Source organism: Cupriavidus sp. SZY C1, from assembly GCF_032190535.1.
Taxonomy (GTDB): Bacteria; Pseudomonadota; Gammaproteobacteria; order Burkholderiales; family Burkholderiaceae; genus Cupriavidus; species Cupriavidus pauculus_C.
Genome location: NZ_JAUANU010000010.1, coordinates 121,726 through 137,500, shown reverse-complemented (window position 1 = coordinate 137,500; position 15,775 = coordinate 121,726). Strand labels below are relative to the sequence as shown.

The following is a 15,775-nucleotide window of genomic DNA, read 5'->3' as shown; positions in this document are numbered from 1 at the left end:
GGCCGGAGCCGGCGGGCGATCGCGGGGGATCAGGTGATCAGGCCGGCTGGCCCATCAGTTCGGTCTTGCGGGCTTCCAGTTGCTCGGCCACCTCGCGCAGGTCCACCTTGGCGCGGATCACGGCCGGGAACAGCTCGCCTTCCTCTTCCTCGACGTGGTGCCCCACGTATTCGGACAGCACCGTGTAGTGGGCTTCCAGCATTTCCTTGTCGCCCGCCTCCACCTTGGCCACCAGGTCCTTGGCCACGGCGTGCTCCACCTGGGCCTCGTCCAGCATGTCGTCGATCTTGTCGCTGGCGCCACGCAGCGCCGGGTAGAAGATCTCTTCCTCGATCTGCGCGTGCACCTTCAGCATCTGGCAGGTCTCGGCGGCAATCGACTGCTTCGTGGCATCGTCCTTGGCATCCTGGAACGCCTTGAACAGCTTCTTGACGGCGCGGTGGTCGTCCACCAGCAGGGAGAGCGCGGCGCGCTGCTCCACGGGTACTTTGGATTTGTCCATGATGTCTCGTGCTGTGGGGTTGGTCTTGGTCTGGCAGGGCGGGGGCCCGGCGCGCGGGACCGCCCCTTCCTACGGGATAGCAAATCGCATTCCAGCGCCGCATGGCGCGCGATGGGCCCGCTGGTGCGGACCGTGCGCCACGGCGCGCGCCGGCCGCTTGTCAAGCCGGTGGCGATAAACGCCACGCATTGAAAGAATGCCAGCCGGGTGACCTGCGCCAAGGCACGGCCACGGCCGCAAAAGTAAGGTGTTTGTCATGTTGGGCGGGCCGGGATTCCGGTAAACTCGCCCGGTTCTGTGGACCCGCCCCCGTCTCAAAGCGATCTTCCCGCCGCTGGCATGCGACGCTACCTGCTGATACTTCTGCTGCTGATTCTGCCGTTCCAGTTTTCGTGGGCGGCGGCGGCACGCTATTGCCAGCACGAGACCGCCTCAGCCGCCGCCGCGCGTCACCTGGGTCACCACGAGCATCGCCATCAGGACGCCGCGCCCGATGTGGACAAAAAGGCGGTTGCCGATACCGACTGCGGCGTTTGCCACGCCATCTCCCTGCCGTTCGTCGATGCCCAGCCGGCCAGGCTGGACGGCATCCGGCGCGCCCAGCCGCTGCACGCGACCCACCCGGCGGCCTTCACGTCGATGAACGCCCGCGCCCCCGACCGGCCCCAGTGGCTGCGTCTCGCCTGACCGGCGGGACGACGACTTTCTCTCCTTCGCGTCTCGCCGAATTCTCCCGGTCAAGAACCCTGGTGCAATTCGATGCGAAGACTATTCATGCCGCTCGGGCTGGCGGCAGCATGCCTCAGCCCAACCGTTGCCCTGGCGCAGCCAGGCCCCGCCACGCCGCCTCCGGCCGTCGCGCCCGCGTGGCCGGCGCTGCCGCCTGAGACGGCCGGCCCGCTGACGCTCGACGCCGCGCTGGCGCTGGCGGCGGCCAGCAACTTCAGCGTATCCGCCGCCGCGCGCGACGTGGACGCCGCCGAGGGCGGCATCATGCAGGCGCGGACCATTCCCAACCCCGAGATTGCCGCCGTCATGGAAGACACGCGGCGCGCCACGCGCAGCACGACGGGGCAGGTCAACCTGCCGATCGAATTGGGCGGCAAGCGCTCCGCACGGATCGACGCCGCCGAGCGCACGCGCGAACTGGCGCAGGCGACGCTGGCCAGCGTGCGTGGCGACATCCGCGCGCAGGTGATCGAAAGCTTCTTTGCCGTACTGATCGCGCAGGAGCGCGTCAAGCTGGCCGCCGGATCGGCCGATATCGCCGCGCGCGGCGCCCAGGCCGCTGCCCGGCGCGTGGCGGCTGGCAAGATCTCGCCGGTCGACGAAACCAAGGCGCGCGTGGAGCAGGCCAACGCCGAGCTGGAACTGGCCGAGGCCACCGCGGGCCTGGAATCGGCACGGCAGGCGCTGACGGCGCTCTGGGGCAACACGGCGCCGCGCTTTGCCGAGGCGCAGGGCAACCTCGACGCGCTGCCGTCCCGGCCCGCGCCGGCCATCCTGCAGCAGGAACTGGAAGGCTCGCCGCTGGTGGCCGCCAGCCGCGCCGAACTGGACCGCCGGCAGGCCGTGATCGGCGTCGAGCGCAGCCGCCAGTATCCCGACGTGACCGTCAGCCTGGGCGCCAAGCGCGACAACGAGGCCAACCGCAACATGGCCGTGCTTGGCGTGGCCATTCCGCTGCCGCTGTTCGACCGCAACCAGGGCAACCTCTACGCGGCGATCCGGCAGGCCGACAAGGCGCAGGACGAACATCTGGCGAACCGGATCAACCTGACCCGCAGCCTGCTGCAGGCGTCGAACCAGCTATCGGTTTCGCGCGCGTCGGCCCAGACGCTGAAGGCCACGGTGCTGCCCGGCGCCGAACAGGCGTACAACGCCGCGACCATCGGCTTCGAGGCCGGCAAGTTCAACTATCTCGACGTGCTGGACGCACAGCGCACGCTGTTCCAGGCACGTATCCGCTACCTCGGCGTGCTGGGGCAGACCTATCAGGCGGCGACGACGATCGACCGCATCCTCGGACGCTAGGAGCCGCACATCATGGCCATGACTCCAAAACAACAGGCCGCCATCGCGGCGATCGTACTGGTGGGAGGCATCGCGACGGGCGCGGTGCTGATGACGGGCCGTTCGGCCCCCCACGACCATGCCGGACACGCCGATGCCGAGGCCCACACGGCCAGCGAGCCGCACGCGAATGAACAGGCGGCGCATGCGGCCCCGGCGTCCGCCCCGGGCGCCCCGGCAGCCGCCACCGCCAGTGCCACGCCGGACAAGGTGGTGCTGACGCCCGCCCAGCTCGCCGCCGCGGCCGTGACCGTGCAGGCCGCGGCGCCGGCGCGCCTGCGTACCGGCGTGGCCTTTCCGGGCGAGATTCGCTTCAACGAGGACCGCACCGCGCACGTGGTGCCGCGGCTGACCGGCGTGGTGGAGAGCGTGCCGGCCAACATCGGCCAGCAGGTGCGCAAGGGACAGGTGCTGGCGGTGCTGGCCAGTTCCACGCTGTCCGACCAGCGCAGCGAGCTGCTGGCCGCGCAGCAGCGGCTGGACCTGGCCCGCGTCACGTTCGACCGCGAGAAGCGGCTGTTCGAGCAGAAGATCTCCGCCGAGCAGGACTACCTGGCCGCGCGCAACGCGCTGCAGGAGGCCCAGATCAGCGTCCGCAACGCGCGCCAGAAGCTCACCGCCATCGGCGCCAGCGATGCCGCCACGGCCCTGAACCGCTACGAGCTGCGCGCGCCGTTCGACGGGCTGATCGTCGAGAAGCACATCGCGCTGGGCGAGGCGGTGGCCGACAACGCCAACGTGTTCACGCTGTCGGACCTGTCGTCGGTCTGGGCCGAGTTCGTGGTATCGGCCAAGGACCTGGAAAAGGTGCGCGTCGGCGAGAAGGCCACGATCACGTCGACGTCGTCCGACGTGCGCGCCGAGGGCACGGTGTCGTACGTCGGCTCACTGCTGGGCGAGCAGACGCGCACGGCCAAGGCGCGCGTGACGCTGACCAATCCGCAGATGGCGTGGCGGCCCGGGCTGTTCGTGACCGTCGACGTCTACGGGGCCGAGGTGCAGGTGCCGGTGGCGGTGCAGGCCGACGCCGTGCAGCAGATCGATGGCCGGCCCGCCGTGTTCGTGGCGGTGGCCGACGGCTTCGTGGTCCGGCCCGTCAAGACCGGCCGCGCCGACGGCCGCGTGGTGGAAATTGTCGACGGCCTGGCGCCGGGCACGCGCTACGCGGCGGCCAACAGCTTCGTGCTCAAGGCCGAGTTGGGCAAGGCCGGCGCCGAGCACAGCCACTGACCCGGAGAGACCGCCATGTTCGAACGTCTGATCCGATTCGCCATCGCCCAGCGGTGGCTGGTGCTGTGCGCGGTGCTGGCCATGGCCGCGCTGGGCGCATACAACTACAGCCGGCTGCCGATCGACGCGGTGCCGGACATCACCAACGTCCAGGTGCAGATCAACACGGCCGCGCCGGGCTATTCGCCGCTGGAGACCGAGCAGCGCGTCACCTATCCGCTGGAAGTGGTGATGGCCGGGCTGCCGGGGCTGGCGCAGACGCGCTCGCTGTCGCGCTACGGCCTGTCGCAGGTGACGGTGATCTTCGACGACGGCACCGACATCTACTTTGCGCGCCAGCTGGTCAACCAGCGCATCCAGGAGGCCAAGGACAAGCTGCCGGCCGGCGTGGTGCCGGCGATGGGACCGATCTCCACCGGCCTGGGCGAGATCTACCTGTGGACCGTGGAGGCCGTCGACGGCGCGCGCAAGCCGGACGGCACCGCCTACACGCCCACGGACCTGCGCGAGATCCAGGACTGGATCGTCCGGCCGCAGTTGCGCAACGTGCCCGGCGTGACCGAAGTCAACACGATTGGCGGCTTCGACAAGCAGTACCTGGTGGCGCCCAGCCTGGAGCGGCTGGCCGCCTACGGGCTGACGCTGACCGACGTGGTCCACGCGCTGAACCGCAACAACGACAACGTGGGCGCCGGCTACATCGAGCGGCGCGGCGAGCAGTACCTGGTGCGTGCGCCGGGGCAGGTGCGGTCCGAGGCCGACCTGCGCAACATCATCGTCGGCACGGCCCAGGGCCAGCCAATCCGCGTGCGCGACATCGGCGACGTGTCGGTGGGCCGGGAACTGCGCACCGGCGCGGCCACCGAGAACGGCAAGGAGGTGGTGCTGGGCACGGTGTTCATGCTGATCGGCGAGAACAGCCGCGCGGTGGCGCGCGCCGTGGACACCCGGGTGGCGGCCATCAACCGCACGCTGCCCGACGGCGTGAAGATCGTCACCGTGTACGACCGCACGCGGCTGGTGGACAAGGCCATCGCCACGGTCAAGAAGAACCTGCTGGAAGGGGCCGTGCTGGTCATCGCCATCCTGTTCCTGTTCCTGGGCAATCTTCGCGCGGCGGTCATCACGGCGATGGTGATTCCGCTGGCCATGCTGTTCACGTTCACGGGCATGGTCAGCTACCGCGTCAGCGCCAACCTGATGAGCCTGGGCGCGCTGGACTTCGGCATCATCGTGGACGGCGCGGTCGTGATCGTGGAGAACTGCGTGCGGCGGCTGGCCCATGCGCAGGCCAGCCACGGCCGGCCGCTGACGCGCGCCGAACGCTTCGACGAGGTGTTCGCGGCGGCGCGCGAGGCCCGCCGGCCGCTGATCTTCGGCCAGCTCATCATCATGATCGTGTACCTGCCGATCTTTGCGCTGACCGGCGTGGAAGGCCGCATGTTCCACCCGATGGCGTTCACGGTGGTGCTGGCGCTGCTGGGCGCCATGATCCTGTCGGTGACGTTCGTGCCGGCGGCGGTGGCGCTGGGCATCGGCGGGCGCGTGGCGGAGAAGGAAAACCGGCTCATGCAGTGGGCCAGCCGCCGCTATGCGCCGCTGCTGGACCGGTCGCTGGCCAACACGCCGGTGGTGCTGACGTTCGCGGGCGTGGCCGTGGTGCTCTGCGTGGCAATGGCCACGCGGCTGGGCAGCGAGTTCATCCCGAACCTGAACGAGGGCGACATGGCCATCCAGGCGCTGCGGATTCCGGGCACGAGCCTGTCGCAGTCCGTGGCGATGCAGCAGCAGATCGAGACCACGCTGAAGGCCAAATTCCCGGAGATCGAGCGCGTGTTCGCGCGGACCGGGACGGCCGAGATTGCGTCGGACCCGATGCCGCCCAACGTGTCCGACGGCTACATCATGCTCAAGCCCGAGCGCGACTGGCCCGCGCCGCGCAAGACCCACGCGGCACTGCTGGCAGCCATCCAGGCCGAGGTAGCCACGATCCCGGGCAACAACTACGAGTTCTCGCAGCCCATCCAGCTCCGCTTCAACGAGCTGATTTCCGGCGTGCGCGCGGACGTCGCGGTGAAGATCTTCGGCGACGACAACGCGGTGCTCGACGACACGGCGCGGCGCGTGGCGGCCGTGCTGCAGGGCATCCAGGGCGCGCAGGAGGTCAAGGTGGAGCAGACCACGGGCCTGCCGATGATGACCGTCAACATCGACCGGGACAAGGCCGCGCGCTACGGGCTGAACATGAGCGACGTCCAGGAGGCCGTGGCCACCGGCATCGGCGGCCGCGAGGCGGGCACGTTCTTCCAGGGCGACCGCCGCTTCGACATCGTCGTGCGGCTGCCCGAGACCGTGCGCGCCGACGTGGAGGCGCTGCGCCGGCTGCCGATTCCGCTGCCCCGCGCCGTGGAGGGCCGCACCACGTTCATTCCGCTCAGCGAGGTGGCGACGCTGGACGTGGCGCCGGGCCCGAACCAGATTTCGCGCGAGAACGGCAAGCGCCGCATCGTGGTCAGCGCCAACGTGCGCGGGCGCGACATCGGATCGTTCGTGCCGGAGGCCGAGGCGGCCATCCAGCGGCAGGTGCGGATTCCGCCGGGGTACTGGACGACCTGGGGCGGCACGTTCGAGCAACTGGAGTCGGCCCGGGCGCGGCTGCAGGTGGTGGTGCCGGTGGCGCTGCTGCTGGTGTTCGCGCTGCTGTTCGCGATGTTCGGCAACGTGCGCGACGGGCTGCTGGTGTTCACCGGCATCCCGTTCGCGCTGACCGGCGGCATCCTGGCGCTGTGGCTGCGCGGCATCCCGCTGTCGATCACGGCGGCGGTGGGGTTTATCGCGCTATGCGGCGTGGCGGTGCTGAACGGGCTGGTGATGCTGTCGTTCATCCGCGCGCTGCGCGAAGCGGGCCATCCGCTTGACCACGCCGTGCGGCTGGGCGCGCTGACGCGGCTGCGGCCGGTGCTGATGACGGCGCTGGTGGCGTCGCTGGGCTTCGTGCCGATGGCCATCGCCACCGGCACCGGCGCCGAGGTGCAACGGCCGCTGGCGACCGTGGTGATCGGCGGCATCCTGTCGTCCACGGCGCTGACGCTGCTGGTGCTGCCGGTGCTGTACCGGCTGGCCCACCGGCGCGACGCCGATGCGTCGGCCAAGGCCGCCGAGGCCGCACCGGCGCAGGGAGCAGGACCTCAGCCCGCGTGAGGCGCCGGGTGGTGGCCGGCTGCCGGCAGATCGCTGTAGCGCTGGATCTCGACGGTCAGGTGGACGATTTCCTCGTGGATGGAAAGCGCCTGCCGGATCGTCGCCGCCGACAGCATGGCGTCGTCGGTGACCAGGCTGAGCGCGCACGAGAACTTTTCCTTGCCCACGCGCCAGACGTGCAGGTCGGCGATCCGCGTGTTGCCGGGCGCGGCCTCGAACGGCGCCAGCACCTCGCGGATTTCGGCCACGACGTGGTGGTCCATCTCGCGGTCCAGCAGCACCACGCCGGTCTGCCGCAGCAGGCCCAGCGCCCACGTGCCGACCAGCACGGCGCCGACGATGCCCATCACGGGGTCCAGCCAGCCCCAGCCCAGCAGCCAGCCGCCCGCCAGCGCCACGATGGCCAGCACCGACGTGGCCGCATCGGCCAGCACATGGACGTACGCGGACCGCAGGTTCAAGTCGTGGTGGTCGTGGTGGTGGTCATGAGAGTGGCCGTGGTGGCCGTGATGATGCCCATGGTCGTGGGCGCCGCCCAGGATCAGCGCGCTGGCCAGGTTGACGACCAGCCCGACCACCGTGACGGCAATCGCCTCCTTGTAGTGGATGGCCTGCGGGCTGATCATCCGCTCGACCGATCCGAACACCATCAGCCCGGCGATGCAGAGCAGGAAGACGGCGCTGGCAAAGCCGGCCAGCACCTCGATCTTCCAGGTGCCGAACGAGAACCGCGCGTCGTTGGCGTAGCGGCGCGCGGCGGCGTAGGCAAACGCGCTCAGGCCGATGGCCAGCGCGTGGGAGCTCATGTGCCAGCCATCGGCCAGCAGCGCCATCGAGTTGAACCAGAGGCCGGCGGCAATCTCGACGAACATCGTTGCGGCCGTGATGAGCATCACCAGCCGCGTGCGGCGCTCGGCCGCGCGGTTGCCGCCGTCGAAGACGTGGGAATGGGTCCAGGGGGAAAGATCGTGTGTGCGCATGGTGCCGCCCCTATTTGAAATAGCTGCGGACCACTTCCACCAGCACGTCGCGGGCGTCGCCTTGGCCCTCGCGCGCCGGTTCGGCATCGACGAGGTGACACCGGATGTGCTCTTCCAGTACCACTGCCAGCAGGCCGTTCATGGCGCCGCGGCAACTGGTGATCTGCTGCAGCACGTCGAGGCAGCCTTTCTCTTCCTCTAGTGCCCGCTCGATGGCGTCGATCTGTCCGCGGATGCGCCGGACGCGGTTCAGCAACTTCTGCTTGTCCTGGATGGTATGACTCATGGCCGGAGGCGTAAATAGGGTAGGGGGGTATAGTACTTAAATCCCCACACCCCGCACAACCCGCTGTCCCACGGGTCAGGCCAGCGCAACCCCGCCATTGGCCGGCAGGCTGCGGGGGCGCCGCGATGCCCGGGCGACCAGCGCGCAGACCGAAAGGGTGCCGGCGAACACGCCCAGCGACGACGACGTCTGGCCGTGCGCGGCAAAGCCGGTCAGGAACGCAAAGGTGGCCATTTCCCAGATCCGGGTGGCTTTCTGGCTCGTTTTCATGATGATTGAGGGCGCTTGGCCGGGGGCGCATCCCCCCGGCCGTTGACGTGGATCAGGCTGGATCGGGCTGGATCAGTACTCCGTCACCGGCGCATGCACCGGCGCGATCGATGCGTGCTGGGTCTGCGTGCGCTGCGCGGCCTTGTGGACCATCGTGTAGGCGTAGTCGATGCCCATGCCGTAGGCGCCCGAGTGTTCCTTGGCCAAGCCGGTCACCGCGTCGTACGTTTCCTTGTTCTTCCAGTCGCGCTGCCATTCCAGCAGCACCTGCTGCCAGGTGACCGGCACCACGCCGGCCTGGATCATGCGCTGCATGGCGTAGTCGTGCGCTTCCTTGGTGGTGCCGCCCGAGGCGTCGGCCACCATGTAGATCTCGTAGTCGCCTTCCAGCATGGCCGACAGCGCGAAGGTGGTGTTGCAGACTTCCGTCCAGAGCCCGGCCACCACGATCTTCTTGCGGCCGTTGGCGGCCAGCGCGTCGCGCACCTTCTGGTCGTCCCAGGAGTTCATCGACGTGCGTTCCAGCGTTTCCTTGCCCGGGAAGACGTCGAGCAGTTCGGGGTAGGTGTAGCCCGAGAACGAATCGCTCTCGACCGTGGTGATGGTGGTCGGCACGTCGAAGATCTTGGCCGCCTTGGCCACGCCGACGACGTTGTTCTTCATCGTCTGGCGGTCCATCGACTGGACGCCGAAGGCCATCTGGGGCTGGTGGTCGATGATGATCAGTTGGCTGTTGCGCGGGGTCAGGACTTGCAGCTTGGCGTTGTTGGCGTTCGACATGATGGGCTCCGGTATAAAAGGTGATTCAATGAATTTGAGTGGTTATTGGGCGGTGCTGGCTTCGCTTCGTCGCACTTCGTTTCGCTTCGCTGCGTTGTCGCGCCGTCCATGTGCTGAACTATAGCGACCGCCGGCTCCGAGGAAACAGGCTATCGCTGTCATAGTTATTCAAAATAATTGAATCGAGGCGACGGCGTGTCATCCGCCCGCCCCGGCGCGTTGACTACCATGAGGAACGGTTGCGGCCGCCGGCCGGCTTCCGCCCCCATTCCAAGGAGACCCGAATGATCAGCAAGAACACGATCTGCCTGTGGTTCGACCGCGACGCGCTGGACGCCGCAAACTTCTATGCCAGCACGTTCCCCGACAGCAAGGTGGGCGCGGTGCACCGCGCGCCCGGCAACTATCCCGACGGCAAGGAAGGCGACGTCCTGACCGTCGAGTTCACCGTGGCCGGCATTCCCTGCATCGGCCTGAACGGCGGGCCGGCCTTCAAGCACAGCGAGGCGTTCTCGTTCCAGATCGCCACCGACGACCAGGCCGAGACCGACCGGCTGTGGAACGCCATCGTCCAGAACGGCGGCCAGGAGAGCGAGTGCGGCTGGTGCAAGGACCGCTGGGGCCTGTCCTGGCAGATCACGCCGCGCGTGCTGACCCAGGCTTACACGAGCCCCGACCGCGCGGCGGCCAAGCGGGCCTTCGACGCCATGATGACGATGCGCAAGATCGATATCGCAAAGATCGAGGCGGCGGTGGCCGGCAAATAGCGGGCGAACAGCGGCCGATCAGCGGCCGATAAGCGGCCGATAAGCGGGCGGCGGGCTGGCGGAGAGTGCCGGTGCGACGGTTACAATCCTTGCACCCCTTCAGCCGTCCCGCGCCCCCGCGCCCGCCCGCATGGATCACAACCTGACCCTCATCACCACGCTCGCCGCCGGCTTCGGCATCGCGCTCGTCCTCGGCTTCCTGGCGGAGCGCATGAAGATCCCGGCGCTGGTTGGCTACCTCGTGTCCGGCATCATCATCGGGCCCGGCACGCCGGGCTTCGTGGCCGACGTCCACCTGGCGGCGCAGTTATCCGAGATCGGCGTGATGCTGCTGATGTTCGGCGTCGGGCTGCATTTCTCGCTGCGCGACCTGCTGGCCGTCAAGCGCATTGCCATTCCCGGCGCCGTGGTCCAGATGGGCATCGCCACGCTGCTCGGCATGGCCCTGGGCTGGATCTGGGGCTGGCACTGGGGCACCGGGCTGATCTTCGGGCTGTCGCTGTCGTGCGCCAGCACGGTCGTGCTGCTCAAGGCGCTGGAAAGCCGGGGCGTGCTGGAAACGATGAACGGCCGCATCGCCGTGGGCTGGCTGGTCGTGGAAGACCTGGCCACGGTGCTGGTGCTCGTGCTGCTGCCGCCGCTGGCCGGGCTGCTCGGCGGCGGCGCGGCCGACGCGGCGCAGCCTTCGCAGTCGATCGGCATCACGATCTTCCAGACGCTGCTGCAGGTGGTGGCCTTTATCGCGCTGATGCTGGTGGCGGGGCGACGGGTGCTGCCGTGGCTGCTGTGGCAGGTGGCCAAGACCGGCTCGCGCGAGCTGTTCACGCTGGCCGTGGTGGCCGCGGCCATCGGCATCGCCTTTGGCGCGGCGCAGGTGTTCAGCGTGTCGTTTGCGCTGGGCGCCTTCTTTGCCGGCATGGTGATGCGCGAATCGGAGTTCAGCCACCGCGCCGCCGAGGAATCGCTGCCGCTGCGCGACGCTTTCTCGGTGCTGTTCTTCGTGTCGGTCGGCATGCTGTTCAAGCCGGCCATCCTGATGGAGCAGCCGCTGCACGTGCTGGCCGTGGTGGCCGTCATCATCCTGGGCAAGGCGCTGGCGGCGTTCGTGCTGGTGCTGGCGTTCCGCTACCCGCTGAACACGGCGCTGACGGTGTCGGCCAGCCTGGCCCAGATCGGCGAGTTCTCGTTCATCCTGGCGGGCCTGGGCGTGACGCTGAACCTGCTGCCCGAGGAAGGCATGAGCCTGATCCTGGCCGGCGCGCTGATCTCGATCGCGCTGAACCCGCTGCTGTTTGCCGCCGTGGAGCCGGTGCGCAACTGGATCCTGGCCCGGTCGGCCACCGCGCGCCGGCTGGAACAGCGCGGCGACCCCTATGCCGAGCTGCCGGTGGAAACCGAGCGGCGCTTCCTGCAGGGGCAGGTGGTGCTGGTCGGCTACGGGCGCGTCGGGCGCCGGATCGCCAGTGCCATGCAGGCGCGCGGCATTCCGTTCGTGGTTGCCGACGAGAACCGCGAACTGGTGGAGGGCCTGCGCAAGGCCGGGTTTGCCGCCGTGTCCGGCAACGCCGCCGAGCCGGCCGTGCTGATCCAGGCCCATATCGCCCATGCCGCGATGCTGGTGGTGGCGGTGCCCGAACCGCTGCATGTGCGCCAGATGGTGGAAACCGCGCGCACGCTCAATCCCGATGTTGAGATCGTGCTGCGCACCCACAGCGAGGATGAATCGGCGCTGCTGCGCAAGGAAGGGCTGGGCACCGTGTTCTACGGCGAGGAAGAACTGGCCAAGGGCATGGCCGGGCACGTGCTCGGGCGCTTTGTCCCCGCCAGTGCCGACGGCATGACGGCCAACCCGGTGCCACTCTAGGCGCCAGGCGCCAGGCGCCAGGCCATACGCGAACGGGCAGCCCAGGCTGCCCGTTTTTCTTGTCGTCGCCGTTGCTCAGGGCGCCACGGCCACCCCCTCCCGCGCCACCGCCTGCTGCCGGCGCAGCGCCTCGGTCGTCGTGCCCTGGCCGTCCGGCGCCCAGCCCGGCGGCATCACCAGGTAGCCGGCGGCGTCCGCCAGGCGCCTTGCCTGCAGCATGTCCTTGCCCAGGCTGATCCAGTGCTCGAACTGGTTGACCAGCGGGTTGTGCGTGGTGGTGGGGTGGACCAGCCCGAAGCGGCACGGTTCGTCGTCGCGCTCGGCCACGTAGGTGCCGAACAGCCGGTCGAAGACGATCAGCACGCCGCCGTAGTTGGCATCGAGATAGTCGACGTTCGACGCATGGTGCACGCGGTGGGCCGACGGCGTGTTGAACACGTATTCCAGCCAGCCCAGCCTGGGAATCCACGTGGTGTGCAGCCAGAACTGGTACAGCAGGTTCAGGCTGAGCGTGGCCAGCACCACCTCCGGGCGCACGCCCAGGAACACCAGCGGGGCGAAGAAGATGGCGGTGCCCGTGAGCTTGCCGGTCCACCCCAGCCGGTAGGCCGTGCCCAGCGTCAGCTCGTTGGGCGAGTGGTGCACCGCGTGCGTGGCCCAGAAGAAGCGGATGCGGTGCGACGCGCGGTGGTACCAGTAGTAGCAGAACTCCTGGCCGATGAAGAGCAGGAGCACGGCCAGCGCGCTGTTGATCTCCACGGTGAACAGCCGGTGCTGCCAGGCGTAGGCAAAGATCGGCGTGGCCAGCGACAACGGCAGCAGCGCCATCAGCTTGCGGCCGATCATGTCGACCAATGACAGCCCCATCTCGTGCCAGGGATAGCTGCGGCCCTGCCGGCGTGCCTTGCGGGCCAGGCAGTACGCCTCGACCAGAGAAGCCGCCACGATGAATCCGGTGGCGTAGAGGGTGAGAAGATGAAGTTGCATGATCGTCCCTTTCGAGGTTGGCGGGGGACGCCTGGCTTGGCAGTCGCGGCGTCGGTGAGCCAACTGTAGGGGGCGGTCGGGCCGGGCGCCATCCGGCAATTATGTCGGGGCATGTCACGGCCCGGAAAGCGGCCAGGGGCAACGGTTTGCGGACGTTTCAGCCGGCCACCACGCGGTTGCGTCCGCCCGACTTGGCCGCGTAGAGCCGCTCGTCGGCCAGCATCAGCAGCGCGTCCAGGGTTGCGGTGCCTGGCGCGGCGGCCTCGGCCACGCCGAACGACGCCGTGAAGCGGATGGTGCCGCGCGCCGCCGCGTCGTCGGCCGGCTCGCAGGCCAGCGCCTCCACGATGCCGCGCAGCTGCTCGGCCACGCCCGCCGCCTGCTGGCCGGTGGCGCGCGGCAGCAGCACGGCGAATTCCTCGCCGCCCAGGCGGGCCGGCAGATCGTCCTTGCGCAGGCTGGCGCGCAGCGCGTCGGACACCGCGCGCAGCACCACGTCGCCGCTGGCATGGCCCCAGTGATCGTTGATCTTCTTGAAGTGGTCGATGTCGAGCATGATGACCGCCATCGGATGGCTGTCCGGCGCGCGCTGCAGCCGCGCAAACCGCTCGGCGAACGCGCGGCGATTGGCCAGCCCGGTCAGCGCGTCGGTCTCGGCCAGCGTGCGCAGCGCCTCGCCGCGCGCCAGATAGTGGCGGAACAGCGTGCGGACCACGGCCAGCGTGGCGCCCAGCAGCACGGCCAGCGCCGCCGCGCCCACGCCGATCACGCCGCCGAGCCGGCCCAGGCTGGCCGCCATCAGGCGTCGCGTCGGCACCTCGTCGACCATGGCCAGCGCGCCGGTGCCCACGCGGCGAAACAGCAGCCGGTGGCCGTCGCCATCGTCCAGCGTGCCGGCGCCCTGCGTGAAGATCGTTTCCACCGTGGACTCGGGCCAGCGGCCCGCCAGCGCGCCATGCAGCGTCTCGCCGTGGCCCACCTGACGCGTGCTGGCGCCCACCAGCCGGCCGCTGCGGTCCACCAGATAGCTGCTGACGGCCGGAAACGGCGCCTGGCTCAGGTGCGCATCGAGCGCGCCGCGCGGGATTTCCAGCACGATGGCGGCGCGCCACGCATCGCCCTGGTAGACCGGCACGCTCAGGAACAGCGAGACGTCGCCGGGCGTGCCCGTGCCGGGCGCCATGCGGTAGCGCACGCCGCGCCCGGGCGGCTGCGGCGGCAGCAGGGCCTGCACGTACGGCGCCGTGGCGGTCTGGCGGAACGCCGCCACGGCATTCTGGGCGGTGACGGGCGGATAGCTGACCAGCACGCCGTTGGCGGCCACGTAGCGCAGCCGTCGCTCCAGCCGGGCCGATGGCGGCGCGGCGCTCAGCAGGTGACTGAGCGACTGGGCCACGCGCAGGTCGACCGGCAGGTCGGCAGGCCGCCGGGCAAAGCCGGGCAGCCCGGCCAGTTCGGCCGGCGCCATGCCGAAGATCGACGCGGCGTCGTGCGACGGCACCGGCCATGCCGCGGCGCCATCGGTGGCGCCAACGGACAGCGCGGCGCCCGCGTCCGGCATCTGGAACAGGTGTTCGGCGTAGTTGCGGATGCTCAGCGCCCGTTCGGTCTCCAGGTGCAGCAGGGCGCTGATGCTTTCCTCGCGCACGGCCTGCATCTGCCGCAGCGATTCGATCTCGCGGTCCTGCCCCAGCCCCAGCCCGCGCCACAGCATCAGCGCCAGCAGCAGGAACGCCAGGCAGAACGAGACCAGCACGAACCGGTGCGGCCGGTTGACGATGGCTCGCCAGGCCCGCGACCACCACGGGTCGGGGCGCGCCAGGGGAGAGGAGAAAGCGGGACCGTCCATGTGCCGCTCCGTGGTCAGCCGATGCGAACCGTATCGTCGCCCGGCACGCCGGTCCGTCGGCCGTTCTTCGAAAGATTTCAGATCGGCTCCGCAAAGGTTCACTACGGCGCACCGCCGGCGCGTCCCTAGAATAGGGGCGTCGACAAACGGGCCGGCAACGGGGCCGGCCCGCGTCCAACGATCGGAGCATCATGGGTCAGCTCTTGCGGCATCCGGCCATCCTGTTCGTCGTGCTGCTGGTCGTCCTGGCGATTGCCGTGGCGATCGGGTCGCTGCTGCTGCGCCGCTTCCGGCCCATTCCGGCCGACAGCCGCGACGACTTCAACATCATCCAGGGGGCCACGCTGACGCTGCTGGCGCTGCTGATCGGCTTCACGCTGTCGATGGCGGTGGGCCGCTACGACCAGCGCAAGAACCTGGAAGAGGAAGAGGCCAACGCCATCGGCACCGAGTACCTGCGCGCGCAGTTCCTGGACGCGCAGGCCGCCGAGCGGGCGCGGACGCTGCTGGCCAGCTACCTGGCCCAGCGCATCGAGTACTACCAGACGCGCGACGACGACGCGCTGCGCCAGATCGCGGCCGCCACCGCGCGGACCCAGGACGAGATGTGGGCCGTGGTGCGCGACGCCGGGCTGAAGACGCCCACGCCGATCACGGCGCTGACCGTGTCCGGCATGAACGACGTGATCAACTCGCAGGGCTACACGGAAGCGGCCTGGCTGAACCGGATTCCCGTGGCGGCGTGGGGGCTGATGGTCGGCATCGCGTTCTTCAGCAGCCTGATGCAGGGCTACGGGGCCCGCAACGCACGGCCGCAACTGGGCCTGCTGCTGATCCTGCCGCTGACGGTGGCGGTGTCGCTGGCGCTGATTGCCGATATCGACAGCCCGCGCGGCGGCCTGATCCGCGTGAAGCCGCAGAACCTGCTGAACCTGCAGGGCTCGCTGGGCCGCTAGCCCCGCACGGCTGGCGCGGGGGTTTGGCAC

The 15,775-nt window shown here is 69.5% G+C and carries 14 protein-coding genes; 7 read left to right on the top strand and 7 right to left on the bottom strand.

All coding sequences use genetic code 11. The features are described from left to right. Positions 1-37: 37 nt before the first annotated feature. Complete coding sequence (locus QTN24_RS16775) at positions 38-502, bottom strand: hemerythrin domain-containing protein (protein WP_124686177.1); 465 nt, start codon at positions 500-502, stop codon at positions 38-40. A 339-nt stretch (positions 503-841) separates the two neighbouring features. Between QTN24_RS16775 and czcI the strand changes: the two genes are divergently transcribed. The 4 genes from czcI (at position 842) to QTN24_RS16755 (ending at position 7,006) form a co-directional block, all read left to right on the top strand. Then, entirely contained in the window at positions 842-1,189 is a 348-nt protein-coding gene (czcI, locus tag QTN24_RS16770; RefSeq protein WP_313838413.1) for a cation efflux protein, CzcI family, read from the top strand. A gap of 72 nt (positions 1,190-1,261) precedes the next feature. Then, positions 1,262-2,536, top strand: a complete 1,275-nt coding sequence (locus QTN24_RS16765; RefSeq protein WP_313838411.1) for a TolC family protein — start codon at positions 1,262-1,264, stop codon at positions 2,534-2,536. A 12-nt stretch (positions 2,537-2,548) separates the two neighbouring features. Continuing rightward, entirely contained in the window at positions 2,549-3,805 is a 1,257-nt protein-coding gene (locus tag QTN24_RS16760; protein WP_313838409.1) for an efflux RND transporter periplasmic adaptor subunit, read from the top strand. 15 nt (positions 3,806-3,820) lie between these two features. Continuing rightward, the gene (locus QTN24_RS16755) at positions 3,821-7,006 is read left to right on the top strand and encodes a CusA/CzcA family heavy metal efflux RND transporter (RefSeq protein WP_313838407.1); all 3,186 of its coding nucleotides are present in this window, start codon (positions 3,821-3,823) and stop codon (positions 7,004-7,006) included. Here QTN24_RS16755 and dmeF read toward each other — a convergent pair. The 4 genes from dmeF to QTN24_RS16735 all read right to left on the bottom strand — a co-directional run bounded on the left by dmeF (position 6,994) and on the right by QTN24_RS16735 (position 9,322). Then, entirely contained in the window at positions 6,994-7,986 is a 993-nt protein-coding gene (gene dmeF / locus QTN24_RS16750; RefSeq protein WP_313838405.1) for a CDF family Co(II)/Ni(II) efflux transporter DmeF, read from the bottom strand. The two genes, QTN24_RS16755 and dmeF, sit on opposite strands and share 13 nt — an antisense overlap. Positions 7,987-7,996: 10 nt before the next feature. Next, a complete protein-coding gene (locus tag QTN24_RS16745) occupies positions 7,997-8,272 on the bottom strand; it encodes a metal/formaldehyde-sensitive transcriptional repressor (protein WP_313838403.1) in 276 nt (91 codons plus the stop codon). Positions 8,273-8,347: 75 nt separating this feature from the next. Beyond that, positions 8,348-8,542, bottom strand: coding sequence for a hypothetical protein (locus QTN24_RS16740; protein WP_313838401.1), 195 nt, complete (start codon positions 8,540-8,542; stop codon positions 8,348-8,350). Positions 8,543-8,614: 72 nt separating this feature from the next. Continuing rightward, positions 8,615-9,322: a hydrolase gene (locus QTN24_RS16735; protein WP_313838399.1), complete on the bottom strand. Its 708-nt coding sequence runs from the start codon at positions 9,320-9,322 to the stop codon at positions 8,615-8,617. 284 nt (positions 9,323-9,606) lie between these two features. Here QTN24_RS16735 and QTN24_RS16730 point away from each other — a divergent pair, with 284 nt between their 5' ends. Further along, on the top strand, positions 9,607-10,089 hold the full coding sequence (locus QTN24_RS16730) for a VOC family protein (RefSeq protein WP_124686186.1): 483 nt from the start codon (positions 9,607-9,609) through the stop codon (positions 10,087-10,089). Positions 10,090-10,219: 130 nt separating this feature from the next. Next, entirely contained in the window at positions 10,220-11,953 is a 1,734-nt protein-coding gene (gene ybaL, locus QTN24_RS16725) for a YbaL family putative K(+) efflux transporter (RefSeq protein WP_313838396.1), read from the top strand. 75 nt (positions 11,954-12,028) lie between these two features. Here the strand turns inward: ybaL and QTN24_RS16720 are convergent, their stop codons facing one another. Together QTN24_RS16720 and QTN24_RS16715 are read right to left on the bottom strand one after the other, a co-directional pair. Continuing rightward, positions 12,029-12,940, bottom strand: a complete 912-nt coding sequence (locus tag QTN24_RS16720; RefSeq protein ID WP_313838394.1) for a sterol desaturase family protein — start codon at positions 12,938-12,940, stop codon at positions 12,029-12,031. A gap of 157 nt (positions 12,941-13,097) precedes the next feature. Further along, the gene (locus QTN24_RS16715) at positions 13,098-14,789 is read right to left on the bottom strand and encodes a diguanylate cyclase (RefSeq protein WP_313838392.1); all 1,692 of its coding nucleotides are present in this window, start codon (positions 14,787-14,789) and stop codon (positions 13,098-13,100) included. A gap of 191 nt (positions 14,790-14,980) precedes the next feature. Between QTN24_RS16715 and QTN24_RS16710 the strand changes: the two genes are divergently transcribed. Further along, the gene (locus tag QTN24_RS16710) at positions 14,981-15,745 is read left to right on the top strand and encodes a hypothetical protein (RefSeq protein ID WP_313838390.1); all 765 of its coding nucleotides are present in this window, start codon (positions 14,981-14,983) and stop codon (positions 15,743-15,745) included. The last annotated feature ends 30 nt before the right edge of the window (positions 15,746-15,775 follow it).

What these genes read in the sequence shown, in the direction of transcription:
- QTN24_RS16775 (WP_124686177.1), bottom strand. Translation starts at nt 502, where the DNA reads ATGGACAAATCCAAAGTACCCGTGGAGCAGCGCGCCGCGCTCTCCCTG.
- czcI (WP_313838413.1), top strand. Translation starts at nt 842, where the DNA reads ATGCGACGCTACCTGCTGATACTTCTGCTGCTGATTCTGCCGTTCCAG.
- QTN24_RS16765 (WP_313838411.1), top strand. Translation starts at nt 1,262, where the DNA reads ATGCGAAGACTATTCATGCCGCTCGGGCTGGCGGCAGCATGCCTCAGC.
- QTN24_RS16760 (WP_313838409.1), top strand. Translation starts at nt 2,549, where the DNA reads ATGGCCATGACTCCAAAACAACAGGCCGCCATCGCGGCGATCGTACTG.
- QTN24_RS16755 (WP_313838407.1), top strand. Translation starts at nt 3,821, where the DNA reads ATGTTCGAACGTCTGATCCGATTCGCCATCGCCCAGCGGTGGCTGGTG.
- dmeF (WP_313838405.1), bottom strand. Translation starts at nt 7,986, where the DNA reads ATGCGCACACACGATCTTTCCCCCTGGACCCATTCCCACGTCTTCGAC.
- QTN24_RS16745 (WP_313838403.1), bottom strand. Translation starts at nt 8,272, where the DNA reads ATGAGTCATACCATCCAGGACAAGCAGAAGTTGCTGAACCGCGTCCGG.
- QTN24_RS16740 (WP_313838401.1), bottom strand. Translation starts at nt 8,542, where the DNA reads ATGAAAACGAGCCAGAAAGCCACCCGGATCTGGGAAATGGCCACCTTT.
- QTN24_RS16735 (WP_313838399.1), bottom strand. Translation starts at nt 9,322, where the DNA reads ATGTCGAACGCCAACAACGCCAAGCTGCAAGTCCTGACCCCGCGCAAC.
- QTN24_RS16730 (WP_124686186.1), top strand. Translation starts at nt 9,607, where the DNA reads ATGATCAGCAAGAACACGATCTGCCTGTGGTTCGACCGCGACGCGCTG.
- ybaL (WP_313838396.1), top strand. Translation starts at nt 10,220, where the DNA reads ATGGATCACAACCTGACCCTCATCACCACGCTCGCCGCCGGCTTCGGC.
- QTN24_RS16720 (WP_313838394.1), bottom strand. Translation starts at nt 12,940, where the DNA reads ATGCAACTTCATCTTCTCACCCTCTACGCCACCGGATTCATCGTGGCG.
- QTN24_RS16715 (WP_313838392.1), bottom strand. Translation starts at nt 14,789, where the DNA reads ATGGACGGTCCCGCTTTCTCCTCTCCCCTGGCGCGCCCCGACCCGTGG.
- QTN24_RS16710 (WP_313838390.1), top strand. Translation starts at nt 14,981, where the DNA reads ATGGGTCAGCTCTTGCGGCATCCGGCCATCCTGTTCGTCGTGCTGCTG.